Below are 24,139 nucleotides of genomic sequence, written 5' to 3'. Positions count from 1 at the left end.
AAGAGCGACTGCGAGTCGGGTCGCAAATTCAGGCCTTCACGCCCGGAAGCGTGAAGGCCAAATCCTCAGCGGAAACGCATCGACAGGTCGAGCGCCTGCACATGTTTGGTCAGGGCCCCGACGGAGATATAGTCGACCCCGGTCTCGGCAAATTCGCGGATAGTGTCAAAGGTGACGTTGCCGGAGACCTCCAGCGCCGCCTGGCCAGCGGTGATTTTCACCGCCTCGCGCATCAGGTCGGTGGTGAAGTTATCGAGCATAATGATATCGGCCCCGGCTTTTAACGCCTGCTCCAGCTCATCCAGCGTTTCCACTTCCACTTCCACCGGCACATCAGGATGCAGCCAGAACGCCTTCTCCACCGCCTGACGGATCGAGCCGGAGGCGATGATGTGGTTTTCTTTAATCAGGAAAGCGTCGAACAGCCCCAGACGGTGGTTGGCGCCGCCGCCGCAGAGAACCGCGTATTTCAGCGCGGTACGCAGCCCTGGCAGCGTTTTACGCGTATCCAGGAGTTGGGTTTTGGTGCCGGCCAGCAGGTCGACATAGCGGCGGACGACGCTGGCGACGCCGGAGAGGGTTTGCACAAAGTTCAGCGCCGTACGTTCGCCAGTGAGCAGAATGCGCGATGGGCCTTCCAGCTCGAACAGGGGTTGATCGGCTTTGACCGCGTCGCCATCGGCGACGTGCCAGGTGATAGTCACGTCGTCACCGGCGAGCTGAATGAAGACCTCTTCCACCCAGCGTTTACCACAGAAGACGCCATCTTCGCGGGTAATGACCACCGCATGGGAGCGTGCATCCTGCGGCAATAATTGTGCGCTAATATCGTTGCCGGCGTCGACTTCGCCGCCCAAATCTTCCCGCAGGGAGTGTGCGACAGCATCGGTAATATCGAGATTAATTCGTTCCAGCAGCACGTCACGGCGGCGGTCGGGGTTGTAACGACGAGGCGACATGATAAAGCTCCAGATAGATAAGATTCAGAAGTGGGAAACATGCTAACCTGAACGACGTTTCAGTACCATACACACTTCATCCTTTGGGCCGGCGTGTGGCCCGGAAGCATGAGTTCGCGAAAGGAGATCCCGCATGCAGTTGAACGAGGGATGGCTGGTCGGCGCGCGTCGGGTTCCCTCGCCGCACCATGACTGCCGTCCGGATGAAGAAGCCCCTTCCTTACTGGTGGTGCATAACATTAGCCTGCCACCAGGTGAATTTGGTGGTCCATGGATTGACGCGCTGTTCACCGGCACCCTGGATCCGCACGCGCATCCTTTCTTTGCCGAGATCGCTCATCTGCGCGTTTCGGCGCATTGTCTGATTCGCCGTGATGGTGAAATCGTGCAGTATGTGCCTTTCGATAAGCGTGCATGGCATGCGGGGGTCTCCTGCTATCAGGGGCGCGAACGCTGCAATGACTTTTCCATCGGCATAGAGCTGGAAGGCACGGATACCCTGGCGTATACCGATGCGCAGTACCAGCAGCTGGCGGCGGTGACGGATCTGCTTATCACGATTTATCCTGCCATCGCCACAAACATCACGGGCCATAGCGATATCGCGCCCGTGCGCAAGACAGACCCGGGACCGGCCTTTGACTGGAAAAAATTTCGTGCGCTGCTCAGCGCGCCGTCAGAAAAGGAGACCTCATGACGCTGTTTACTACGCTGCTGGTGCTTATCGCTGAACGCCTGTTTAAACTGGGCGAACACTGGCAGCTTGATCATCGGCTGGAGGTGGTGTTTCGCCGGATAAAACATTTCTCGTTGCCGGGAACGCTGCTGATGACCCTGGTCGCCGTCGCGGTGGTCTACCTCGTTCAGCGCTTGCTGCAGGGGCAGCTGTTCAACGTACCGCTGCTGGTGTTCTGGATCTTGCTGGGTCTGCTGTGCATCGGCGCCGGCAAGGTTCGGCTGCACTATCATGCCTATCTGAAAGCGGCGTCGCGCAATGACAGTCGCGCCTGCGATGCGATGGCCAGCGAGCTGACGTTGATCCATGGCGTCCCGCCGGGCTGTGATGAGCGCGAGTACCTTAGCGAACTGCAAAATGCGCTGTTATGGATTAACTATCGTTACTACCTGGCGCCACTCTTTTGGTTTGTGGTGGGTGGGGCGTGGGGGCCGCTGACGCTTATCGCTTATTGCGTTCTGCGTGCCTGGCAGACGTGGCTGGCGCGCTACCAGACGCCGCATCACCGTTTGCAGTCTGGAATCGATGGTATCCTGCATATTGTCGACTGGCTGCCGGTGCGTCTGGTGGGGGTTGTCTATGCCCTGGTGGGGCATGGAGAGAAAGCGCTTCCGGCGTGGTTTGCATCGTTAGGCGACCGCCATTCGTCGCAGTATCAGGTATTGACCCGCCTGGCGCAGTATTCCCTGGCCCGTGAACCGCACGTGGATAAAGTGGCGACCCCAAAGGCCGCGGTGTCGATGGCCAAGAAAACCTCGCTGGTGGTGGTGGTGATCATGGCGCTGCTGACGATTTACGGCACCCTGGTGTAACGGCCTGCGCCCGTACTTTATCTGTCAGGATACCCCACCTGCGGGGCTTTGATTGCCGGATGGCGCTGCGCTTATCCGGCCTGGGGCTCACACCACGCAGGCCGGCAAGCAATAGCGCCGCCGGGCGCTATATCTGACGCCGGGCTTGTCATGTTGCCGGGGGGCGGCTTCGCCTGACCCGGCCTGGAGAACCCGCGCCTGCGGGCAGCATACCGAACCGCTACAGCGTATCCGCCGGCGGGACGCCGAAGTCGGGCATGCCGTCCTCTCTCCAGGAGACAAGTTTTAGCCGCGTATGACGATTGGGATCATACAGCGGGTCGCCTTCAATCTCGGTGTAATTCCGCGCGTGATATACCAGCACATCTTCCCCCGCCGGCGTTTGGGTAAAACTGTTATGGCCCGGGCCATACTGGCGGTTTTCATAGCTGGTCCGGAACACTGGCTGCGGGGCTTTATGCCAGTTTTCCGGCTGCAGCGGATCGGCCTCCCGGTCGATCCAGAGCAATCCCATGCAGTAGTTTTCATCGGTGGCGCTGGCGGAATAGCTGATGAAAAGCTTATCGCCATGCACCAGCACCGCGGGTCCTTCATTGACCTTAAATCCCCGGCACTCCCAGTCGAACTCCGGCTTGCTCAGCATGACCGGCTCGCCTTTTAGCGTCCACGGGTTGGCCATTTCAGCGAGATATAGGTTTGAGTTGCCCTCGATATGCGGAGATTTTTGCGCCCACAGGTACCAGCGTTTGCCCTGATGGATAAAGGTGGTGGCATCGAGGGCGAAGGTATCGAAAGGCGTCACCACCTGGCCTTTTTCCTGCCAGCGGCCGGTCAGCGGATCGCTGTCGGCGCACTCGATAACGAACATGCGATGCTGGAACATGCCCAGCGCATCCAGATCGTGGGTATGGGTGGCGGCAAAATAGATATACCACTTACCGTCTATCTCATGTAGCTCCGGCGCCCAAATCAGCTGGCTCATCGGCCCGCTTTGCGGTGCGCGCCACACCACTACCGGCTCAGCATCGCGCAACCCCTCCAGGGTTGCCGCGCGCCGGATCTCCAGCCGGTCGTATTCCGGCACTGAGGCAATAAAGTAGTAATGATTCAGGTGGCGCAGAATAAAGGGATCTGCGCGTTGCTCAATAAAGGGGTTTGGCCAGTTGTTCATCAGGCTTTCCTTACGTGTTCACTGGTTTTCAGTTCCTGGTATTCATTCAGCTCGCTGTAGTTGCTGCGGCGCTTCTCTAAATCGCTCTGAATCTGGCGCATCAGGGTGCGGTCAACTTTAAGCAGGCGCACCACGCCGGCGGTGATCAGGTAGCCGACGCCGGGGATGACCGAGAACAGCAGCACGATGCCGTTGAGGGCCGAGGCGCTTTGCGCTTTGGCGCCGGCGTCGTAGCCGTACCATGACAGCAGGAATCCGACCATCGCCCCGGCGACCGCCAGGCCGACTTTAAGGAAAAAAAGATTGCCGGAGAAGCTAATACCGGTGATGCGCTTGCCGGTTTTCCACTCGCCGTAGTCGTCAACATCGGACATCAGCGACCAGTGCAGCGGGGAGGGGATCTGATGCAGGATATTGAGCAGGAAGTAGAGCACCATAATCAGCGTGGTGGCGTGCGGATTAAAGAAATAGAAGGCGCAGGAGAAGATCGCCAGCACGATGTTGGTCCAGAAGAAGACCTGCAGTTTGCACCAGCGGTCGGTGAGGACTTTTGCCAGCATGCTGCCAATCATCATCCCGACCACGCCGAGGCTGATAAACAGCGTGGCAAAATGGGTGCTTTGCCCCATCACCCAGGTGACGTAGTACATGGTGGCGGCCATGCGGATAAAGCCCGGACAGACGTTGCATAGCGTGAGCAGCAGGATGCGTACCCACTGGTCATTTTTCCATACGTCTTTGAGATCTTTTTTCAGTTCATCATTGGTCTGCACCGCCGGGTGGATGCGTTCGCGCACGGTGGCGAAGCAGAACAGGAACATACACATGCCGATAAAGGCCAGCACGGTCATCGCCATCTGATAGCCTTTTGCTTTATCGGCGCCGCCGAACCAGTCGGCCATGGGCAACAGCGTCAATGACAGCAGCAGCGTGGCGATACCCACCATCACGAAACGATAGGACTGGCAGGCAACACGTTCTTTCGGGTCGGCGGTCATCACCGTTCCCAGCGAGCAGTAGGGTATATTAATCGCGGTATAGGTAATCGACAGCAGAAAGTAGGTGACAAACGCATAGATGACTTTGCTGTTATAGGTCCACTCAGGAGTAGTGAACATCAGCACGCTGAACAGGGCGTAGGGGAAGGCAATCCACAGCAGCCATGGACGAAAGCGGCCATATTTACTGCGGGTGCGGTCGGCGAGGGCGCCCATGATCGGGTCGGTCACGGCATCGATGACGCGCACCGACAGCAGCAGTACGCCCACCAGCGCCGGCGCCAGGCCGAAGATATCGGTATAAAAATAGTTAACAAATAGCATGATGGCGCCAAAGATGATATTGCATCCGGCATCCCCCATCCCATAACCAATCTTTTCTTTTATTGAAAGTCTATTGTCTGCCATGTGCGGTCTCTCCGTTGCAGTATGGAGAGAATTATTGGCTGCTATCGAGAGAATTACGTTGCAGGAACGCGTTGACGATATGGATAAATAAGCTATGGAAGGGAAAGTGTGAAGCAGATAACAATGCTCTGCGCCCGTTATTAAGGGAGGGCGCAGAGCAAAGAGAATTATTGATGAGATGTATTATTGTGCTTTTACGGTGGCGGCGGCTTTCTGTTTAAACAGATAACCCACGCCCAGCACTGCGATCCATACCGGGATCAGCCAAACGGAAATCGCCATCCCCGGGGTCATCAGCATAATGATCAGCACCGCGGCCATAAACAGCAGGCACACCCAGTTACCCAGCGGGTAGAAGAGGGCGGGGAAGCGGGTGGTGACGCCCTGCTGCTGTTTGGCGCGACGGAATTTGATATGCGCGAGGCTGATCATCGCCCAGTTGATCACCAGGGCGGAGACCACCAGCGCCATCAGCAGGCCAAATGCGGATTCCGGCGCCAGGTAGTTGATCAGCACACACAGGGCGGTGACCACGGCGGAGACGAGAATGGTATTGACCGGCACGCCGCGTTTGTCGACGCTGAGCAGCGCTTTCGGCGCGTTCCCCTGCTGGGCAAGGCCGAACAGCATACGGCTGTTGCAGTAGACGCAGCTGTTATACACCGACAGGGCCGCCGTCAGCACCACCACGTTGAGGGCGTTTGCCACCAGCGTATCGCCAAGCTCATGGAAAATCAGGACGAACGGGCTGGTGTCCGCGGTCACGCGCGTCCACGGCAGCAGCGAGAGCAGGACCGCCAGCGAACCAACATAGAAGATCAGAATACGGTAGATAACCTGGTTGGTGGCTTTCGGAATGCTTTGCTCCGGGTTATCCGCTTCCGCCGCGGTGATACCCACCAGCTCGAGACCGCCGAAGGAGAACATAATGATCGCCATCATCATCACCAGCCCGGTAAAGCCGTGCGGCAGGAACCCGCCTTGATCCCACAGGTTACGTACCGTCGCCTGCGGGCCGCCGTTGCCGCTGAACAGCAGCCAGCCGCCGAACAAAATCATCGCCACGACGGCGACCACTTTGATAATGGCAAACCAGAACTCCATTTCACCGAACACTTTCACGTTGGTCAGGTTAATGGCGTTGATGGCGATGAAGAAAACCGCCGCTGAGGCCCAGGTCGGGATTTCCGGCCACCAGAACTGGATATATTTGCCGACGGCGGTCAGTTCCGCCATGGCTACCAGGACATACAGCACCCAGTAGTTCCAGCCGGAGGCGAAGCCGGCAAAGCCGCCCCAGTATTTATAAGCAAAGTGGCTAAACGAACCGGCTACCGGCTCTTCCACCACCATTTCGCCCAGCTGACGCATGATCAGAAAGGCGATAAAACCGGCAATCGCGTAACCAAGAATGATACCCGGGCCGGCGGACTGAATGACGGACGCGCTCCCCAGAAACAGGCCGGTGCCGATAGCCCCGCCCAGCGCGATGAGCTGGATATGGCGGTTTTTGAGGCCGCGCTTCAGCCGATCGCCGTGCTGTTGACCTTCCATATGAAACCTCGTATGTGGTTATTTTTTGTGTACGTCATCCGTCAGGTTGCTGCTTCACTGCTGTCCCTGCCAGAAAGCATAGCCAGCGAAAATTTGGGCGAAGTGGCCCACTTTTTACCTGAGTGATGGCGCGCACATATTGTTGTGTTTGTGTATTTTTCGACTTCCGTTTCTGTATTGTTTTGTTTACGGAAGGCGATGCAGTAATTCAGAAAAAGGCCTTTCGTCTCAGGGAGAATAGTGGTAAGCGCGTTTGAATGCACCTGCTTTATGAAGGGATGATGACCATGTGTTTAAAAAGACATCAATAGACACATTCAGTATTATTCCGACGCATTGTTCTCATTTGGTTATTTATTCGCATTTACTGCCTTTATATTCACTTATCTGGTCGTTGAATCGGTTCAGATAGCGTAATTTTTCGTTTCCATTAAGTTAATGCTACCTCTTTATGAGTAAACGTAACATTTGTGCAAGGTTACATTTCTGAAATGTTATTTCTGTAAGGTTGTTAAAATGTCCGTGGTTTACTGATTTCAATCAAAACCTGTATGGACAGAAGGTGAATACTTTGTTACTTTAGCGCTACGAACTTTAAATTGGTAAGACCAATTGACTCCGGGCTAATGGCAGAGACAGGGAATATGGCCTACAGCAAAATCCGCCAACCAAAATTATCCGATGTGATAGAGCAGCAGCTGGAGTTTCTGATCCTTGAGGGGACCTTGCGCCCCGGTGAAAAACTCCCGCCTGAACGCGAACTGGCCAAACAGTTCGACGTTTCCCGCCCCTCGCTGCGTGAGGCGATTCAACGCCTCGAAGCCAAGGGCCTGTTGCTTCGTCGTCAGGGAGGTGGAACGTTTGTACAGAGCCGCCTGTGGCAGAGCTTCAGCGATCCGCTGGTCGAGCTGCTGTCCGATCACCCTGAATCCCAATTCGATCTGCTTGAGACCCGTCACGCGCTGGAAGGCATTGCGGCTTATTACGCGGCGCTGCGCAGCAATGATGAAGATCGCGACCGTATCCGCGAGCTGCATCAGGCTATTGAGCGGGCTCAGCAGTCGGGCGATCTGGACGCCGAGTCCGGCGCCGTCGTCCAGTACCAAATCGCCGTCACCGAGGCGGCACACAATGTGGTTTTGCTCCATCTGCTAAGGTGTATGGAGCCGATGCTGGCGCAAAACGTGCGTCAGAACTTTGAATTGCTGTATGCCCGCCGGGAAATGCTCCCGTTGGTCAGCAACCATCGCACTCGCATTTTCGAGGCGATAATGGCCGGGGAGCCGGAGCAGGCGCGTGAGGCGTCGCACCGTCACCTGGCGTTCATTGAGGAAATTTTGCTGGACCGTAGCCGTGAGCAGAGTCGTAGAGAACGCTCGCTGCGTCGTTTACAGCAACGAAAGGACGAGAACTCCGGTTCTTAAGCGCCATTTTTAGAGCGCGGCAACTAAACGCAGAACCTGTCTTATTGAATTTTTGGTTGTTCAAAGGTGAAGAACGAAGAGTTCAATGGGACAGGTTCCAGATTAATCAACGATTAGATAGATAAGGAATACCCCCCATGTCAGAACGTTTACCAAATGACGTGGATCCGATCGAAACTCGCGACTGGCTACAGGCGATCGAATCGGTCATCCGTGAAGAAGGTGTTGAGCGCGCTCAGTATCTTATTGACCAACTCCTTTCTGAAGCCCGCAAAGGCGGGGTGAAAGTGGCTGCTGGCGCATCGACCGGCGGTTACGTAAACACTATTGCCGTTGAAGATGAACCGGAATATCCGGGTAATCTGGATCTGGAACGTCGTATCCGTTCTGCGATCCGCTGGAACGCCATCATGACCGTTCTGCGCGCATCGAAAAAAGATCTCGAACTGGGCGGCCACATGGCTTCTTTCCAGTCTTCCGCAACCTTCTACGAAGTGTGCTTCAACCACTTCTTCCGCGCACGCAATGAGCAGGATGGCGGCGACCTGGTGTACTTCCAGGGTCACATCTCTCCGGGCGTTTATGCGCGTGCTTTCCTGGAAGGTCGTCTGACTGAAGAGCAGATGAACAACTTCCGTCAGGAAGTTCACGGTAAAGGTCTGTCCTCTTATCCGCACCCGAAACTGATGCCGGAATTCTGGCAGTTCCCGACCGTTTCTATGGGCCTGGGCCCAATCGGGGCGATTTATCAGGCTAAATTCCTGAAATATCTGGAACACCGTGGTCTGAAAGACACCTCCAAACAAACCGTTTACGCGTTCCTGGGCGACGGTGAGATGGACGAGCCGGAATCTAAAGGCGCGATCACCATCGCGACCCGTGAGAAGCTGGACAACCTGGTCTTCGTTATCAACTGTAACCTGCAGCGTCTTGATGGTCCGGTCACCGGTAACGGCAAAATCATTAACGAACTGGAAGGCATCTTCGCGGGCGCTGGCTGGAACGTTATCAAGGTTATCTGGGGCGGTCGTTGGGATGAGCTGCTGCGTAAAGACACCAGCGGTAAGCTGATTCAGCTGATGGAAGAAACCGTTGACGGTGACTACCAGACCTTCAAATCCAAAGACGGCGCTTATGTGCGCGAGCACTTCTTCGGTAAATATCCGGAGACCGCCGCGCTGGTTGCCGACTGGACTGACGAGCAGATTTGGGCTCTGAACCGTGGCGGCCACGATCCGAAGAAAGTTTACGCTGCACTGAAGAAAGCGCAGGAAACCAAAGGCAAAGCGACCGTCATCCTCGCCCATACCATCAAAGGTTACGGCATGGGTGATACTGCTGAAGGTAAGAACATCGCTCACCAGGTTAAGAAAATGAACATGGACGGCGTTCGCTACGTCCGCGATCGTTTCAACGTGCCGGTTGCCGATGCCGATCTGGAAAAACTGCCGTACGTAACCTTCCCGGAAGGTTCCGAAGAGCACACCTATCTGCACGCTCAGCGTCAGAAACTGCACGGCTATCTGCCGAGCCGTCAGCCGAACTTCACTGAGAAGCTGGAGCTGCCGACGCTGGAAGATTTCCGCCCGCTGCTGGAAGAGCAGAATAAAGAGATCTCTACCACTATCGCGTTCGTTCGTGCCCTGAACGTGATGCTGAAGAACAAATCCATCAAAGACCGCCTCGTGCCGATCATCGCCGACGAAGCGCGTACTTTCGGTATGGAAGGTCTGTTCCGTCAGATCGGTATCTACAGCCCGAACGGTCAGCAGTACACCCCGCAGGACCGTGAGCAGGTTGCTTACTACAAAGAAGACGAAAAAGGCCAGATCCTGCAGGAAGGGATCAACGAGCTAGGCGCAGGCGCATCCTGGCTGGCTGCGGCGACCTCTTACAGCACCAACAACCTGCCGATGATCCCGTTCTACATCTACTACTCGATGTTCGGGTTCCAGCGTATCGGCGACCTGTGCTGGCAGGCAGGCGACCAGCAGGCTCGCGGCTTCCTGATCGGTGGTACTTCCGGTCGTACGACGCTGAACGGCGAAGGTCTGCAGCACGAAGATGGCCACAGCCATATTCAGTCTCTGACTATCCCGAACTGTATCTCTTACGATCCGTCCTACGCCTACGAAGTGGCGGTCATCATGCATGACGGCCTGGAGCGTATGTACGGTGAGAAACAAGAGAACGTTTACTACTACATCACGACCCTGAACGAAAACTACCACATGCCGGCGATGCCGGAAGGCGCCGAGGAAGGTATCCGTAAAGGTATCTACAAACTCGAAACCATCGAAGGTAGCAAAGGTAAAGTTCAGCTGCTGGGCTCCGGTTCTATCCTGCGTCACGTCCGTGAAGCAGCGCAGATCCTGGCGAAAGACTACGGCGTGGGCTCTGACGTGTACAGCGTCACCTCCTTCACCGAGCTGGCGCGTGATGGCCAGGATTGCGAACGCTGGAACATGCTGCACCCGCTGGAAACCCCGCGCGTGCCGTACATCGCTCAGGTGATGAACGACGCTCCGGCTGTGGCATCCACTGACTATATGAAACTGTTCGCCGAGCAGGTTCGTACTTACGTACCGGCTGACGATTACCGCGTACTGGGTACCGATGGCTTCGGTCGTTCCGACAGCCGTGAAAACCTGCGTCACCACTTCGAAGTTGATGCTTCCTATGTGGTCGTTGCAGCGCTGGGCGAACTGGCTAAACGTGGTGAAATCGATAAGAAAGTGGTCGCTGACGCTATCGCGAAATTCGACATCGATGCAGAAAAAGTTAACCCGCGTCTGGCGTAAGAGGTAAAAGAATAATGGCTATCGAAATCAAAGTACCGGACATCGGGGCTGATGAAGTTGAAATCACCGAGATCCTGGTCAAACCTGGCGACAAAGTAGAAGCTGAACAGTCGCTGATCACCGTAGAAGGCGATAAAGCCTCTATGGAAGTCCCGTCTCCGCAGGCTGGCGTCGTGAAAGAGATTAAAGTCTCCGTCGGCGACAAAACCGAGACTGGCAAACTGATTATGATTTTCGATTCCGCCGAGGGTGCAGCAGCCGCTGCACCTGCGCAGGAAGAGAAGAAAGAAGCCGCTCCGGCCGCTGCTGCGCCAGCCGCCGCCGCGGCAGCGAAAGAAGTTCACGTCCCGGATATCGGCGGCGATGAAGTTGAAGTCACCGAGATCATGGTTAAAGTGGGCGACACCATCGCCGCTGAGCAATCCCTGATCACCGTAGAAGGCGATAAGGCCTCTATGGAAGTACCGGCGCCGTTCGCGGGTACCGTGAAAGAGATCAAAATCAACACCGGCGATAAAGTGTCCACCGGCTCCCTGATCATGATCTTCGAAGTCGCGGGCGCTGCGCCTGCGGCCGCTCCGGCACAGGCTGCCGCTCCGGCTGCCGCGGCACCGGCTGCTGCTGCCGGCGCGAAAGACGTTAACGTCCCGGACATCGGCGGCGACGAAGTTGAAGTCACTGAAGTAATGGTGAAAGTCGGCGATAAAGTGGCTGCAGAGCAGTCCCTGATCACCGTCGAAGGCGACAAAGCGTCTATGGAAGTGCCGGCGCCGTTCGCGGGCACCGTCAAAGAGATCAAAATCAGCACCGGCGATAAAGTCAAAACCGGCTCCCTGATCATGGTCTTCGAAGTGGAAGGCGCTGCGCCTGCCGCCGCTCCGGCTCAGGCTGCTGCACCGGCACCGGCTGCTGCACCGGCTCAGGCCGCTAAGCCTGCCGCGGCGCCGGCTGCGAAAGCAGAAGGCAAAACCGAATTCGCTGAAAACGATGCTTACGTTCACGCGACTCCGCTGATTCGCCGCCTGGCCCGCGAGTTCGGCGTTAACCTGGCGAAAGTGAAAGGCACCGGCCGTAAAGGTCGTATCCTGCGCGAAGACGTTCAGGCCTACGTGAAAGAAGCCGTTAAACGCGCTGAATCCGCACCGGCGGCTGCCGCTGGCGGCGGTATCCCGGGCATGCTGCCATGGCCGAAGGTTGACTTCAGCAAGTTCGGCGAAATCGAAGAAGTGGAGCTGGGCCGTATCCAGAAAATCTCTGGTGCTAACCTGAGCCGTAACTGGGTCATGATCCCGCACGTTACCCACTTCGATAAAACCGATATCACCGATCTGGAAGCGTTCCGTAAGCAGCAGAACGCCGAAGCTGAGAAGCGTAAACTGGACGTGAAATTCACCCCGGTTGTCTTCATCATGAAAGCTGTGGCCGCTGCGCTTGAGCAGATGCCGCGCTTCAACAGCTCGCTCTCCGAAGATGGTCAGCGCCTGACGCTGAAGAAATACATCAACATCGGTGTGGCGGTTGATACCCCGAACGGTCTGGTGGTTCCGGTCTTTAAAGACGTGAACAAGAAGAGCATCACCGAGCTGTCTCGTGAGCTGACCACCATCTCGAAGAAAGCGCGCGATGGCAAACTGACGGCGGGCGAAATGCAGGGCGGTTGCTTCACCATCTCCAGCATCGGCGGCCTGGGTACGACCCACTTCGCGCCGATTGTTAACGCGCCGGAAGTGGCCATCCTCGGCGTGTCTAAGTCCGCGATGGAGCCGGTATGGAATGGTAAAGAGTTCGTGCCGCGTCTGATGCTGCCGATCTCTCTGTCCTTCGACCACCGCGTGATCGACGGTGCTGATGGTGCCCGCTTCATTACCATCATCAACAACACCCTGAGCGACATTCGCCGCCTGGTGATGTAATCGAAAAAGCCGGCCTGACGGCCGGCTTTTTTCTGATAACCTCAGGCTGTTTGGGATTATCAGCAACAAAGGACAAAATCGTTTGCCGTTTGTTGTTTAAAAATTGTTAACAATTTTGTAAAATACACGCGGATAGAACGTCCCGGTGGACTTGGGCGTAAGAATAATAGCGTCAGACCCGCCGGATATAAATTACAGAGGTCATGATGAGTACTGAAATCAAAACTCAGGTCGTGGTACTTGGGGCAGGTCCTGCAGGCTACTCTGCAGCTTTCCGTTGCGCTGATTTAGGTCTGGAAACCGTCATCGTAGAACGTTACAGCACCCTCGGTGGGGTGTGCCTGAACGTGGGTTGTATCCCTTCTAAAGCGCTGCTGCACGTGGCAAAAGTTATCGAAGAAGCGAAAGCGCTGGCCGAACACGGCATCGTTTTCGGCGAACCGAAAACTGATATTGACAAGATCCGCACCTGGAAAGAAAAAGTCATCACTCAGCTGACCGGTGGTCTGGCTGGCATGGCCAAAGGGCGTAAAGTGAAGGTGGTTAACGGTCTGGGTAAATTCACCGGCGCTAACACCCTGGAAGTGGAAGGCGAAAACGGCAAAACCGTGATCAACTTCGACAACGCCATCATCGCGGCGGGTTCCCGTCCGATTCAACTGCCATTTATCCCGCATGAAGATCCGCGCGTATGGGACTCCACCGACGCCCTGGAGCTGAAATCCGTACCGAAACGCATGCTGGTCATGGGCGGCGGTATCATCGGTCTGGAAATGGGTACCGTATACCATGCGCTGGGTTCAGAGATTGACGTGGTTGAAATGTTCGACCAGGTTATCCCGGCGGCCGATAAAGACGTGGTGAAAGTCTTCACTAAACGCATCAGCAAGAAATTCAACCTGATGCTGGAAACCAAAGTGACTGCCGTTGAAGCGAAAGAAGACGGTATTTACGTTTCCATGGAAGGCAAAAAAGCGCCAGCGGAAGCACAGCGTTACGACGCCGTACTGGTGGCTATCGGCCGCGTACCGAACGGTAAAAACCTCGACGCAGGCAAAGCGGGCGTGGAAGTGGACGATCGTGGCTTCATCCGCGTTGACAAACAAATGCGCACCAACGTGCCGCACATCTTTGCTATCGGCGATATCGTCGGTCAGCCGATGCTGGCGCACAAAGGCGTACATGAAGGTCACGTTGCCGCAGAAGTTATCTCCGGCCTGAAACACTACTTCGATCCGAAAGTGATCCCGTCCATCGCCTACACCGAGCCAGAAGTGGCATGGGTCGGCCTGACGGAGAAAGAAGCGAAAGAGAAAGGCATCAGCTACGAAACCGCCACCTTCCCGTGGGCGGCTTCCGGCCGCGCTATCGCTTCCGACTGCGCAGACGGTATGACCAAACTGATCTTCGACAAAGAGACCCACCGTGTTATCGGCGGCGCGATTGTCGGCACCAACGGCGGCGAGCTGCTGGGTGAGATCGGCCTGGCTATCGAAATGGGCTGCGACGCTGAAGACATCGCGCTGACTATCCACGCTCACCCGACTCTGCACGAGTCTGTTGGCCTGGCGGCAGAAGTCTTCGAAGGCAGCATCACCGACCTGCCGAACGCCAAAGCGAAGAAAAAGTAACTTTTTCTTTCAGGCAAAAAGCATAAGCGGCTCCCGGAGCCGCTTTTTTTATGCCTGATGTTTAGAACTGTGTCGCTATTCATAAACCGCTACACCTCATACATATTTTGTAAATAGTCACTCAGTAAACTTATAGGTAGTTAATGATATCGATGAGGTGTGTGATGAAACGCTTTTTAACCACTGCGCTGGTCGCAGCAACGTGCTTATCCGGTGTAGCCTGCGCGGCTGACGCCACGATTCCGTGGGCGGATAACAGCGGCGGCACGGAAACGACCCATATCGCGGCGATGGGCCAGGATCTGAATGCCCAGCATCAGCAGGTGACGAAGACCAGTGAAGGGGTATGGGCGGCGAATTCCGGCAGCATCAGCGCTGACGAAGCGGCATTGTCCAGTACGAAACCAGCCTTTGCCGGCGATCCGTCTCTGATGCCCCACCAGGGCTAAGTGAATGAAAACGCCCGGTTGCGTATACGTAACCGGGCGTTTTTTTATGGCTTGACCACCTGCCAACCGGCGTCAGCGTCGGGGGCAAAGCGCGTTATCGCCTGGGCCTTTGCCGCGCTCTCTTCACCGAGATTGGCCTGATAAACCGTATCGTGCTGATCGATCATAAAGCTCATCACGCCAGTTTCCCCCCACGCCACCGGCCATGCCAGCAAGGCGACGCTCTGCTCATCTCTACCGGTGATAATGCGGAAGCGGTAGCCATGGTAGCCGCTGCCGGGTACCGTCGGGCTAAAGGCGGGCCCAAGCGGACTTGGCGCTTCGCCCGGCGAGGTGGGCCAGTACAGACCATCTTTTTTGCCTTCGCTACTGATGATTTTCTGCGCCCAGTGGTGGTTCAGTTGATAGTAATCCTGCTGGGCGTCAACGTAGGCGTGCATGGCGGCTATTGCCGACAGTTCATTACGGCCAATAGCGCGGGTAAGGATCTCCTCTTCGCCAGCGGCCATATCAAAGCGCCAGCCCTGGGATGATTTGACGATGGGGACGGGCAGGCGCCATGCTTCGCTACCAACGTCGAGCCAGGCGTTATCACCCTGCTGCACAATCACATGTTTCACCTGCCAGTCGCGCTGGAAGCGGTCGACGGCCGTGGGGTCGATCCCGTCGGGGGGTAAAAAATGCTGCCAGTTATCGCCAAGCACCTCGCTCAGCGCCGCGTCATTTTGCTGGCCGATCGCCTCGGCCAGCGCGCTCGCGGCCTGCTCGGGGGTGGCATATTGCTGCTGGGCGAAGGCGGCAAGTGGTGACAGCATTAACGTGAACAGGGCAATAGGTAATGGGTTTCTCATTCTGCTCATCCTCAGCGGCGGCGTAGTTCATGGTGTTCAGAAAGACGCTCTCTGGCGCCGTCGCGCTGCTCGCGGTTTACGCCGGAAAACTGACGACTCTGTCGTCCCCGTTCCTGCTGCGCTTGCCAGGAGGGGGCGCGGCTTTCGTTGCCGCTAAGGGCGCTGGCGCGCAGATGATTGACCGTCTGCTGACGCTGGGCGGGCGTGGCGGAATGGAGCTGCTGCCGGCGCTGTTGCTGCTGCGGTGTAGCATTCTGCTCGTGGTTCTTAATGGTTTCCCTACGCTGCTGTTGCTGCGGCGTCGGGTTTTTCAACTGCGCTTTCGCCGCGTCTCGACGCTGCTGGGTTGATGTCGGCGCGCTGTCGTAACCGCGGTAGTTGCTGCGCTGGGTGGCTTGTTTCAACTGCGCCGAGGCCGCCTGACGCTGGGCATCGCGCGAGGGGGTGTTTGCCGCCAGGTTGCCTGCCGTGGCGGTCGACGCGCTGCGCTGCTGAAGCTGGGTCATTGCCGCCTGGCGCTGCGCCTCACGATCGACCGGCGCATGCTGGGTCGCGCTCAGTCCGCCGGATACGTTGGTCTGATGAAAGCGCTGGGCGACGGTATTATCGGGGTATGGCACGTGACCGCGATAGGCGGGATTGTGCTGCCAGTTTACGTGGTCGCCCGGCAGGTTTTGTCCGGTAATGCGGTTAAAATTATTCACATTGATATTGATGTTATCGCCATTATGCGAGTAATCCCCGCGGTGGTAGTCATCATCGTGATGGTGGTAGTCATCATCATCATCCCAGTCGATGCTGCTGAACAGCGCCCAGGTGGTCGCCACGCCCAGGCTGTAACCGAAGCCTTTGACGAAGCTATCGGTAAACTGCTCCCCGGGAGGGGGCGGCAGATAGACCGGAGGATAGGTGCTGTTCGGCCAGGTACCATAGACGGTGGAGGGGTTGTAGTTGGGAACATAGACCACCTGCGGGTCGGTCGGTTCTATTTTTATGACCTGCGTCGGCGCAGGCGCCGCCGCGGTAGTGCTTGACGTTGATACGGTGCTGCTTTTCGAAGTGGTGGCCGGCACAGGCGCCGCTGCGGCGACAATCACTTTTTGCTGCGGCGTGGATTTCAGGGTCCCGGTCTCCTGGGCGATGGCACGCAGGCGCTGCACCGCGTCCATCACATCATGCGGCTGGGCCAAAAACGCATTACCCAGATTTTCCACCCAGGGCGGATTCTCGCCCATCATCGCCAGCAGGGCAGGGAAAGCGACAAGCGATTTGACGCTGGGATCCCATGGCTGGCTGGCAACTGCCTGAACGGCGGGATCCCCTTTCATGGTGGGGTTATCCTGGGACCACTGCACCGCCTGCATGACGTTGTCCGGGTAGGTGGAAGCCATCAGCACCTGCGACAGCAGACTGTCCGGGTAGAGCGCGATGGGGGCAACCCACTGGTCAATCTGCGCCTGGGTGTAGGTGGCGGCCACCGGCTCCGCGGCGGCGGGTGCGGCTGGCGTTGGCGCTGGCGCAGGCTGCGCCGTCGGCTGAGTGACCGTCTCTGGAGTACGGCTTTGCACATAGAGTGTTCCCGCCGCCGCGAGTAAGCCAGCGCTACAGAGCAGGGCGATAATATGGGGTTTGAACGGCAGTGACATAGAAGCTCCTGACCCAAAAAGTAACCCATCTCGCTAAAGTATCGGCGAAAACGGCGCGTTTGCTGAGTATAAGTAAGCGGTATGGCTTTTTATTGATGATTGTTGGGATCGGCCCATGGCGTTGTACGCGGAAAGGAATTTTTGTCGCGGGATTTGAACAGAAAGCCTGCAATATCCTGCCCTTAACGATTCAGCTAAATTTTAATGTTGCTTTTTTGTAAACAGATTAACACCTTTCAAAAATCCTGCTATGCTGCCGACGCGGTATCGGGCATTTACCCTACAAACTGCTGTCTCACAGGAGCGTGAAGAAAATCGCCCAGCCACTAAATCCTTCAAGATGCGTCAAGGCGGCAAACTGCCAATACCGAAGCAGATTGATTGAAGAGGTGTAGGCCGCATTATGACAATGAGAAGCGAGGAGAACCGTCGTGCTAGAAGAATACCGTAAGCACGTAGCTGAGCGTGCCGCCATGGGGATTGTTGCCAAACCCTTAGATGCAACCCAAATGGCCGCGCTGGTAGAACTGCTGAAAAACCCGCCTGCGGGCGAAGAAGAATTCCTGTTAGACCTGCTGATTAACCGTGTACCGCCGGGCGTCGACGAAGCCGCCTATGTTAAAGCTGGATTCCTTGCCGCGATCGCCAAAGGCGAAACGACCTCCCCCCTGGTTACCCCTGAAAAAGCCGTTGAACTGCTGGGCACCATGCAGGGCGGTTATAATATCCACCCGCTGATCGATGCCCTGGACGACGCGAAACTGGCGCCGATTGCCGCGAAAGCGCTGTCCCATACTCTGCTGATGTTCGATAACTTCTACGACGTGGAAGAGAAAGCGAAAGCGGGTAACGAGCACGCTAAACAGGTTATGCAATCCTGGGCCGACGCTGAGTGGTTCCTGAACCGCCCGCAGCTGGCAGAGAAAATCACCGTTACCGTTTTCAAGGTCACTGGCGAAACGAACACCGATGACCTGTCTCCGGCGCCGGATGCCTGGTCGCGTCCGGATATCCCGCTGCACGCCCTGGCGATGCTGAAAAACGCCCGCGAAGGCATTGAACCGGATCAGCCGGGCGTGGTTGGCCCGATCAAACAGATCGAAGCCCTGCAGCAGAAAGGCTACCCGCTGGCCTACGTCGGCGATGTGGTCGGGACCGGCTCTTCACGTAAATCGGCCACCAACTCGGTGCTGTGGTTTATGGGCGACGATATCCCGAACGTGCCGAACAAGCGCGGCGGCGGCCTGTGCCTGGGCGGCAAAATCGCGCCAATCTTCTTCAACACCATGGAAGATGCGGGCGCGCTGCCTATCGAAGTGGATGTGTCAAACCTGAACATGGGCGACGTCATCGACGTTTACCCGTTCAAAGGCGAAGTGCGTAATCACGAGACCAACGAACTGCTGGCCAGCTTCGAGCTGAAAACCGATGTGCTGATCGACGAAGTCCGTGCCGGCGGCCGTATCCCGCTGATCATCGGTCGCGGCCTGACCACCAAAGCACGTGAAGCGCTGGGTCTGCCGCACAGCGAAGTCTTCCGTCAGGCGAAAGACGTGGCGGAAAGCACCCGCGGCTTCTCTCTGGCGCAGAAAATGGTTGGCCGCGCCTGCGGCGTTGCCGGTATCCGCCCGGGCGCCTACTGCGAGCCGAAAATGACCTCCGTCGGTTCTCAGGACACCACCGGTCCAATGACCCGTGATGAACTGAAAGACCTGGCGTGCCTGGGCTTCTCCGCTGACCTGGTGATGCAGTCCTTCTGCCACACTGCGGCCTATCCGAAGCCGGTTGACGTCACCACGCATCATACTCTGCCGGACTTCATTATGAACCGCGGCGGCGTCTCGCTGCGTCCGGGCGATGGCGTGATCCACTCCTGGCTGAACCGCATGCTGCTGCCGGATACCGTGGGCACCGGCGGCGACTCCCACACCCGTTTCCCCATCGGTATCTCCTTCCCGGCGGGCTCTGGTCTGGTGGCCTTCGCCGCCGCGACCGGCGTGATGCCGCTGGATATGCCGGAATCGGTGCTGGTGCGTTTCAAAGGTAAAATGCAGCCGGGCATTACGCTGCGCGACCTGGTCCACGCGATCCCGCTGTACGCCATCAAGCAGGGCCTGCTGACCGTTGAGAAGAAAGGTAAGAAAAACATCTTCTCTGGCCGCATCCTTGAGATTGAAGGTCTGCCGGATCTGAAAGTGGAGCAGGCGTTCGAGCTGACCGATGCCTCCGCTGAACGTTCTGCTGCAGGTTGCACCATCAAGCTGAACAAAGAGCCGATCGTTGAGTATCTGAACTCCAACATCGTCCTGCTGAAGTGGATGATCGCCGAAGGCTACGGCGACCGCCGTACCTTGGAGCGTCGTATCCAGGGCATGGAGAAATGGCTGGCGGATCCGCAGCTGCTGGAAGCCGATGCTGACGCGGAATACGCGGCAGTGATCGACATCGATCTGGCGGATATCAAAGAGCCGATTCTGTGCGCGCCGAACGATCCGGACGATGCCCGCCTGCTGTCTGACGTACAGGGCGAGAAAATCGACGAAGTGTTCATCGGCTCCTGCATGACCAACATCGGCCACTTCCGTGCCGCCGGTAAGCTGCTGGACAGCCACAAAGGCCAGTTGCCGACTCGCCTGTGGGTGGCGCCGCCAACCCGTATGGACGCCGCGCAGCTGACCGAAGAAGGTTACTACAGCGTATTTGGTAAGAGCGGGGCGCGTATCGAAATCCCTGGCTGTTCCCTGTGTATGGGTAACCAGGCGCGCGTCGCCGACGGTGCGACGGTGGTTTCCACCTCTACCCGTAACTTCCCGAACCGTTTAGGTACCGGCGCTAACGTCTATCTGGCCTCTGCCGAGCTGGCAGCGGTGGCTTCTCTGCTTGGTAAACTGCCGACGCCGGAAGAGTACCAGACCTTCGTGGCGCAGGTGGATAAGACAGCGGAAGATACCTATCGCTATCTGAACTTCAACCAGCTGGATCAGTACACTGAAAAAGCTGACGGCGTGATCTTCCAGACCGCGGTGTAAAACCAGTCGGTCAGCCTGGCTGACCGTTTGGCTACAAACTCCCCAATGCCCGGTGAACATTGCATCACCGGGCATTTTTATTTCCAAACCTCCTGCCTGTTACGCTTTTTTTCTTTCGGTCTGCTGCGATAATTACTCCATGGGTACAGTGCAGCGGTGACGCATTGCCCTTGCAGAGGAAAAGACGATGGACTACGAATTTCTGCGCGATATTACCGGAGTGGTAAAGGTGCGAATGTCGATGGATCACGAGGCGATTGGCCACTGGTTCAACGAGGAGGTGAAAGACAATCTTGCTCTGCTTGACGAAGTGGAGCAGGCTGCGCGCACCGTGAAAGGCAGTGAACGTTCCTGGCAGCGTGCCGGACATGAATATACGCTGTGGCTGGATGGCGAAGAGGTGATGATCCGCGCCAATCAGCTGGAATTTTCCGGCGACGAAATCGAGGAGGGGATGAGCTACTACGACGAAGAAAGCCTCTCTCTGTGCGGTGTTGAGGATTTCCTGCAGGTGGTTGCCGCCTATCGTGAGTTTATGCAGCAGCGTTGATGACTCGTTGTGCGCCGGGCTGCGGAAAACCGTAGCCCGGCTAAGCGTCGCGTGCGCAGGGCACATCTCCGGTCGCGACGAGTACCTTTCCCCGCTTCCAGCCGGCGCAGAACCCAGGCCCGGCAAGCAAAAGCGCCGCCGGGCATTTGAGGCATTACACGGCAGGAATATTGCGGCCGTAGTAAATCTCGCGCATCTCTTTCCACAGCAGGTCGGTAATGACCTTGCGCTCTTCAGCGGTCAACTCTTCCGGTCGGGTATGGAACATGTAATGCTTAAGGTCGAACTCCTTAAGCAACATTTTTGTATGGAAGATATTTTCCTGATAAACGTTGACGTCGACCATGTCATACAGCGACTTCATATCGTCAGACATAAAGTTCTGAATTGAGTTGATTTCATGATCGATAAAATGCTTCATCCCATTGATGTCGCGGGTAAAGCCGCGCACGCGGTAGTCAATGGTCACAATGTCCGATTCCAGCTGGTGGATCAGATAGTTCAGCGCTTTGAGCGGTGAAATAACCCCGCAGGTAGAGACTTCGATATCGGCGCGGAAGGTGCACAGGCCGCCTTCCGGGTGGCTCTCCGGATAGGTATGCACGCAGATATGGCTTTTATCGAGATGGGCGACCACGGTTTCAGGCAGCGGGCCGGGGTGTTCGGTCTGGTCGATAAGCCGCGGGTCGACGGGCTCTTCGCTTACCAGAATGGTCACGCTGGCGCCCTGGGGTTCATAATCCTGGCGGGCGATATTCAGGATATTAGCGCCAATAATAGAGCAGGTTTCGCTCAGGATCTCTGTCAGGCGATTGGCATTATAAAGTTCGTCGATATAGGCGATGTAGCCGTCGCGCTCTTCTGCCGTTTTGGCGTAACAGATATCGTAGATACAAAAACTCAGGCTTTTGGTCAGGTTGTTAAAGCCGTGCAGCTTCAATTTTTTCAATTTAGTTCACCCCCTTATTTCGCTTCACGGTGCGGACAGAGCATCATGCAGATATTGTGGTAAGGCGAAGGCCGCCGTATGGATTGCCGGATTGTAGTAACGGCAGGTCAGGTTGGCTTTGTGAAAGCGCGCCTGAATGATTTCGCTGGAAAGATGGCGCAGCGCCTCGTTGTCGCTCGCCCAGGCAAAGGTCATTATCCCGCCGTAATAGGTCGGAATCGCCGCCTGGTAGAAGCTGACGTCGCGAAAATAGTGGCTCAGTTTGCGATGGCTACCGACCGCTTCATCCTGCTGCAGGAAGCAGACGCCGTTCTGCGCAACGAAAATCCCTCCCGGATTCAGGCAGCGTTTGCAGCCTTCATAAAAAGCCGAGGTGAAGAGGCTTTCCCCCGGGCCAATAGGGTCGGTACAGTCCGAAATGATCACATCAAACGTTTGCGTCGTCTGGTTAACAAAATTGACGCCATCATCAATTACCAGCGTAAAGCGCGGATCGTCATAGGCGCCGGCGCTATGGTTGGGCAGGTACTGGCGGCAGAATGAGACCACCCCGGCGTCGATTTCCACCATGGTGATGCTTTCGATGCTGCGATGACGAGAGACTTCGCGCAGCATCGCGCCATCGCCGCCGCCGATGATCAGGACATGCTTGGCGTTGCCGTGAGCCAGCAGCGGCACGTGGGTCATCATTTCGTGATAGATAAACTCATCGCGTTCGGTGGTTTGCACGACGCCATCCAGCGCCATCACCCGGCCAAAGGCGCGGTTGTCAAAGATGATCAGATCCTGATGATCGGTTTTTTCGTGGTACAGCACGTTATCAACGCTAAAGTACTGACCAAAATGGTCATGCAGCGTTTCATGCCACAGTGGATTATCGGCCACGGTGAGGCTCCTCCTTCGTTAACATCTGTTACACCCGTAAAACGAGTGCAACATCATAGACAACTATAGATGAGGATGCACGGCGGTTATTGCAGCAATGCGGCAGGAATAACAGCACCGCCCGGAGAGGGCGGTGGGGAGACAGGGCTATTTTACCGGCGCGGGTTGGCTATCCACTATCCGCACGGAATAGACCATGGTGGCGCCTGGGGGGATCTTCGGTGGCAACCCTTTACTGCCATAGGCTTTGTCGGGCGGGACGACCAGCGTCACGGAGCCGTGGTTCTGCAGGCGCTTCAGCGGCCCGCGAAATACCGGGGGATAGGCATCCAGTTTCTGGGTAAGCGCCTGATCTTTCGTCTCCATATCATTGATCACCGTTCCGTCCGTCAGCATCTCTTTGATCACCACGGTCACCAGATCGTTGCCGCTAATTTTTCCTTTACCTGGGTAATCGATACGGCTGTAGACGCCCTCTTTGAAGACCACACCTTTTTTGCGCGCAAACGCCTGCTGGTATTTCTGACCGGCGCTGATGTTTTTCTGCTCGATTTTATTCAGGTTCTGGAAAACCTGCTGTGAAATGTCAAACAGCGCTTTGTTACGCGCCTGTTCGCCGAGGCGAAGCTGGCCGCTGAAAGCATCTTCGATGCCCTGCAGCACCAGGCCAGCGTCGACGTTAACTCCCTGAGTGCGACGAGTCGTGAGGACGTTAAGCGCCTCTGTACCCATCGAGGCGCCGATGGCGTAAGCCTGCTGTTCACCTGGCGCGCTGAGTTTGGCGGCGGTTTTGCCGGTGGTATTTCTCGGCGGGACCGTCAGCTGCGTCCGCAGCAGCTGGATTTCATCCTCTTTCATCCGCAGCTGGGCGTTATCTTTGTCCGCCTGCAGGCGATAGGCCGCCACTATGGCCGCCATCTCGGGGGGCTCATCTTTTGCCGCCACGGCGGCATCGGCGCGGCTCGATGGCGCTTTCTCCGCCGCGGCGAGCCGGTTAGCCAGCGACTGCTTATCGGCGTTAAGGGCTTTGATCTGGTCGAGGGCGGTCTGCTTCTCTTTTTCCGCCGCCGCCAGCCGGTTGACCAACGGCTGTTTGTCGGCGTTAAGGGCTTTGACCTGGTCGAGAGCGGTCTGCTTCTCTTTTTCCGCCGCTGCCAGCCGGTTGACCAGCGGCTGTTTATCAGCGTTAAGGGTTTTGACCTGGTCGAGAGCGGTCTGCTTCTCTTTTTCCGCCGCCGCCAGCCGGTTAGCCAGCGACTGCTTATCGGCGTTAAGGGCTTTGACCTGGTCGAGAGCGGTCTGCTTCTCTTTTTCCGCTGCCGCCAGCCGGTTGACCAACGGCTGTTTGTCGGCGTTAAGGGCTTTGACCTGGT

General features: G+C 56.7%; 18 protein-coding genes. 9 read left to right on the top strand and 9 right to left on the bottom strand.

Annotated elements, in window-relative coordinates; translation table 11 throughout:
* Positions 1-65 precede the first annotated feature (65 nt).
* Complete coding sequence (gene nadC / locus ABLV52_RS20785) at positions 66-959, bottom strand: carboxylating nicotinate-nucleotide diphosphorylase (RefSeq protein WP_065804809.1); 894 nt, start codon at positions 957-959, stop codon at positions 66-68.
* A gap of 133 nt (positions 960-1,092) precedes the next feature.
* Between nadC and ampD the strand changes: the two genes are divergently transcribed.
* Complete coding sequence (ampD, locus tag ABLV52_RS20780; RefSeq protein ID WP_023291992.1) at positions 1,093-1,656, top strand: 1,6-anhydro-N-acetylmuramyl-L-alanine amidase AmpD; 564 nt, start codon at positions 1,093-1,095, stop codon at positions 1,654-1,656.
* Positions 1,653-2,507 carry a beta-lactamase regulator AmpE gene (gene ampE / locus ABLV52_RS20775; RefSeq protein ID WP_023291993.1) on the top strand — a complete coding sequence of 285 codons (855 nt, stop codon included), beginning with the start codon at positions 1,653-1,655 and terminating at the stop codon, positions 2,505-2,507. Before ampD ends, ampE begins: the two co-directional genes overlap by 4 nt.
* 220 nt (positions 2,508-2,727) lie before the next feature.
* Here ampE and ABLV52_RS20770 read toward each other — a convergent pair whose 3' ends face one another.
* The 3 genes from ABLV52_RS20770 to aroP form a co-directional block, all read right to left on the bottom strand.
* Positions 2,728-3,678 (bottom strand): family 43 glycosylhydrolase, encoded by a 951-nt coding sequence (locus tag ABLV52_RS20770; RefSeq protein WP_105491205.1) that lies wholly within the window; start codon positions 3,676-3,678, stop codon positions 2,728-2,730.
* Positions 3,678-5,084 (bottom strand): MFS transporter, encoded by a 1,407-nt coding sequence (locus tag ABLV52_RS20765; protein ID WP_017901173.1) that lies wholly within the window; start codon positions 5,082-5,084, stop codon positions 3,678-3,680. The genes ABLV52_RS20770 and ABLV52_RS20765 overlap by 1 nt, the downstream gene beginning before the upstream one ends.
* A 183-nt stretch (positions 5,085-5,267) precedes the next feature.
* Positions 5,268-6,638, bottom strand: coding sequence for an aromatic amino acid transporter AroP (gene aroP / locus ABLV52_RS20760; protein WP_023291995.1), 1,371 nt, complete (start codon positions 6,636-6,638; stop codon positions 5,268-5,270).
* Between the two features lie 644 nt (positions 6,639-7,282).
* Between aroP and pdhR the strand changes: the two genes are divergently transcribed.
* From pdhR to ABLV52_RS20735, 5 genes are all read left to right on the top strand, one after another.
* Positions 7,283-8,062, top strand: coding sequence for a pyruvate dehydrogenase complex transcriptional repressor PdhR (gene pdhR, locus ABLV52_RS20755; protein WP_002888699.1), 780 nt, complete (start codon positions 7,283-7,285; stop codon positions 8,060-8,062).
* Between the two features lie 137 nt (positions 8,063-8,199).
* Positions 8,200-10,863, top strand: a complete 2,664-nt coding sequence (aceE, locus tag ABLV52_RS20750; RefSeq protein WP_023291996.1) for a pyruvate dehydrogenase (acetyl-transferring), homodimeric type — start codon at positions 8,200-8,202, stop codon at positions 10,861-10,863.
* A gap of 14 nt (positions 10,864-10,877) precedes the next feature.
* Positions 10,878-12,776 carry a pyruvate dehydrogenase complex dihydrolipoyllysine-residue acetyltransferase gene (aceF, locus tag ABLV52_RS20745; RefSeq protein ID WP_032453848.1) on the top strand — a complete coding sequence of 633 codons (1,899 nt, stop codon included), beginning with the start codon at positions 10,878-10,880 and terminating at the stop codon, positions 12,774-12,776.
* Positions 12,777-12,982: 206 nt separating this feature from the next.
* Positions 12,983-14,407 carry a dihydrolipoyl dehydrogenase gene (gene lpdA / locus ABLV52_RS20740; protein WP_002888731.1) on the top strand — a complete coding sequence of 475 codons (1,425 nt, stop codon included), beginning with the start codon at positions 12,983-12,985 and terminating at the stop codon, positions 14,405-14,407.
* 164 nt (positions 14,408-14,571) lie between these two features.
* A complete protein-coding gene (locus tag ABLV52_RS20735) occupies positions 14,572-14,856 on the top strand; it encodes a hypothetical protein (RefSeq protein ID WP_023291998.1) in 285 nt (94 codons plus the stop codon).
* 44 nt (positions 14,857-14,900) lie between these two features.
* Here ABLV52_RS20735 and ABLV52_RS20730 read toward each other — a convergent pair whose 3' ends face one another.
* Positions 14,901-15,707 (bottom strand): DUF2950 family protein, encoded by an 807-nt coding sequence (locus ABLV52_RS20730; RefSeq protein WP_050533880.1) that lies wholly within the window; start codon positions 15,705-15,707, stop codon positions 14,901-14,903.
* Between the two features lie 11 nt (positions 15,708-15,718).
* Positions 15,719-17,353, bottom strand: a complete 1,635-nt coding sequence (locus ABLV52_RS20725) for a DUF3300 domain-containing protein (protein ID WP_348890891.1) — start codon at positions 17,351-17,353, stop codon at positions 15,719-15,721.
* 431 nt (positions 17,354-17,784) lie between these two features.
* On the opposite strand from ABLV52_RS20725, the gene acnB reads away from it, so the two are divergent.
* Together acnB and yacL are read left to right on the top strand one after the other, a co-directional pair.
* Positions 17,785-20,382 carry a bifunctional aconitate hydratase 2/2-methylisocitrate dehydratase gene (gene acnB, locus ABLV52_RS20720; protein ID WP_121936398.1) on the top strand — a complete coding sequence of 866 codons (2,598 nt, stop codon included), beginning with the start codon at positions 17,785-17,787 and terminating at the stop codon, positions 20,380-20,382.
* 187 nt (positions 20,383-20,569) lie between these two features.
* Positions 20,570-20,932: a protein YacL gene (yacL, locus tag ABLV52_RS20715; protein ID WP_004204373.1), complete on the top strand. Its 363-nt coding sequence runs from the start codon at positions 20,570-20,572 to the stop codon at positions 20,930-20,932.
* A gap of 154 nt (positions 20,933-21,086) precedes the next feature.
* On the opposite strand, the gene speD is transcribed toward yacL, so the two are convergent.
* The 3 genes from speD to ABLV52_RS20700 form a co-directional block, all read right to left on the bottom strand.
* Positions 21,087-21,881, bottom strand: a complete 795-nt coding sequence (gene speD, locus ABLV52_RS20710) for an adenosylmethionine decarboxylase (RefSeq protein WP_004204375.1) — start codon at positions 21,879-21,881, stop codon at positions 21,087-21,089.
* A gap of 24 nt (positions 21,882-21,905) precedes the next feature.
* Positions 21,906-22,766: a polyamine aminopropyltransferase gene (speE, locus tag ABLV52_RS20705; RefSeq protein WP_004204376.1), complete on the bottom strand. Its 861-nt coding sequence runs from the start codon at positions 22,764-22,766 to the stop codon at positions 21,906-21,908.
* Between the two features lie 147 nt (positions 22,767-22,913).
* The gene (locus tag ABLV52_RS20700; protein WP_348890903.1) at positions 22,914-24,104 is read right to left on the bottom strand and encodes an FKBP-type peptidyl-prolyl cis-trans isomerase N-terminal domain-containing protein; all 1,191 of its coding nucleotides are present in this window, start codon (positions 24,102-24,104) and stop codon (positions 22,914-22,916) included.
* Between the last annotated feature and the right edge of the window lie 35 nt (positions 24,105-24,139).

Source organism: Klebsiella sp. GB_Kp056 (assembly GCF_040064755.1).
GTDB classification, from domain to species: Bacteria; Pseudomonadota; Gammaproteobacteria; order Enterobacterales; family Enterobacteriaceae; genus Klebsiella; species Klebsiella quasipneumoniae.
This window is presented reverse-complemented; position numbering and strand designations above follow the sequence as displayed.

Bases quoted from the DNA above. Each gene is read 5' to 3' on its own strand.
- nadC (WP_065804809.1), bottom strand. From the start codon at position 959: ATGTCGCCTCGTCGTTACAACCCCGACCGCCGCCGTGACGTGCTGCTG.
- ampD (WP_023291992.1), top strand. From the start codon at position 1,093: ATGCAGTTGAACGAGGGATGGCTGGTCGGCGCGCGTCGGGTTCCCTCG.
- ampE (WP_023291993.1), top strand. From the start codon at position 1,653: ATGACGCTGTTTACTACGCTGCTGGTGCTTATCGCTGAACGCCTGTTT.
- ABLV52_RS20770 (WP_105491205.1), bottom strand. From the start codon at position 3,678: ATGAACAACTGGCCAAACCCCTTTATTGAGCAACGCGCAGATCCCTTT.
- ABLV52_RS20765 (WP_017901173.1), bottom strand. From the start codon at position 5,084: ATGGCAGACAATAGACTTTCAATAAAAGAAAAGATTGGTTATGGGATG.
- aroP (WP_023291995.1), bottom strand. From the start codon at position 6,638: ATGGAAGGTCAACAGCACGGCGATCGGCTGAAGCGCGGCCTCAAAAAC.
- pdhR (WP_002888699.1), top strand. From the start codon at position 7,283: ATGGCCTACAGCAAAATCCGCCAACCAAAATTATCCGATGTGATAGAG.
- aceE (WP_023291996.1), top strand. From the start codon at position 8,200: ATGTCAGAACGTTTACCAAATGACGTGGATCCGATCGAAACTCGCGAC.
- aceF (WP_032453848.1), top strand. From the start codon at position 10,878: ATGGCTATCGAAATCAAAGTACCGGACATCGGGGCTGATGAAGTTGAA.
- lpdA (WP_002888731.1), top strand. From the start codon at position 12,983: ATGAGTACTGAAATCAAAACTCAGGTCGTGGTACTTGGGGCAGGTCCT.
- ABLV52_RS20735 (WP_023291998.1), top strand. From the start codon at position 14,572: ATGAAACGCTTTTTAACCACTGCGCTGGTCGCAGCAACGTGCTTATCC.
- ABLV52_RS20730 (WP_050533880.1), bottom strand. From the start codon at position 15,707: ATGAGAAACCCATTACCTATTGCCCTGTTCACGTTAATGCTGTCACCA.
- ABLV52_RS20725 (WP_348890891.1), bottom strand. From the start codon at position 17,353: ATGTCACTGCCGTTCAAACCCCATATTATCGCCCTGCTCTGTAGCGCT.
- yacL (WP_004204373.1), top strand. From the start codon at position 20,570: ATGGACTACGAATTTCTGCGCGATATTACCGGAGTGGTAAAGGTGCGA.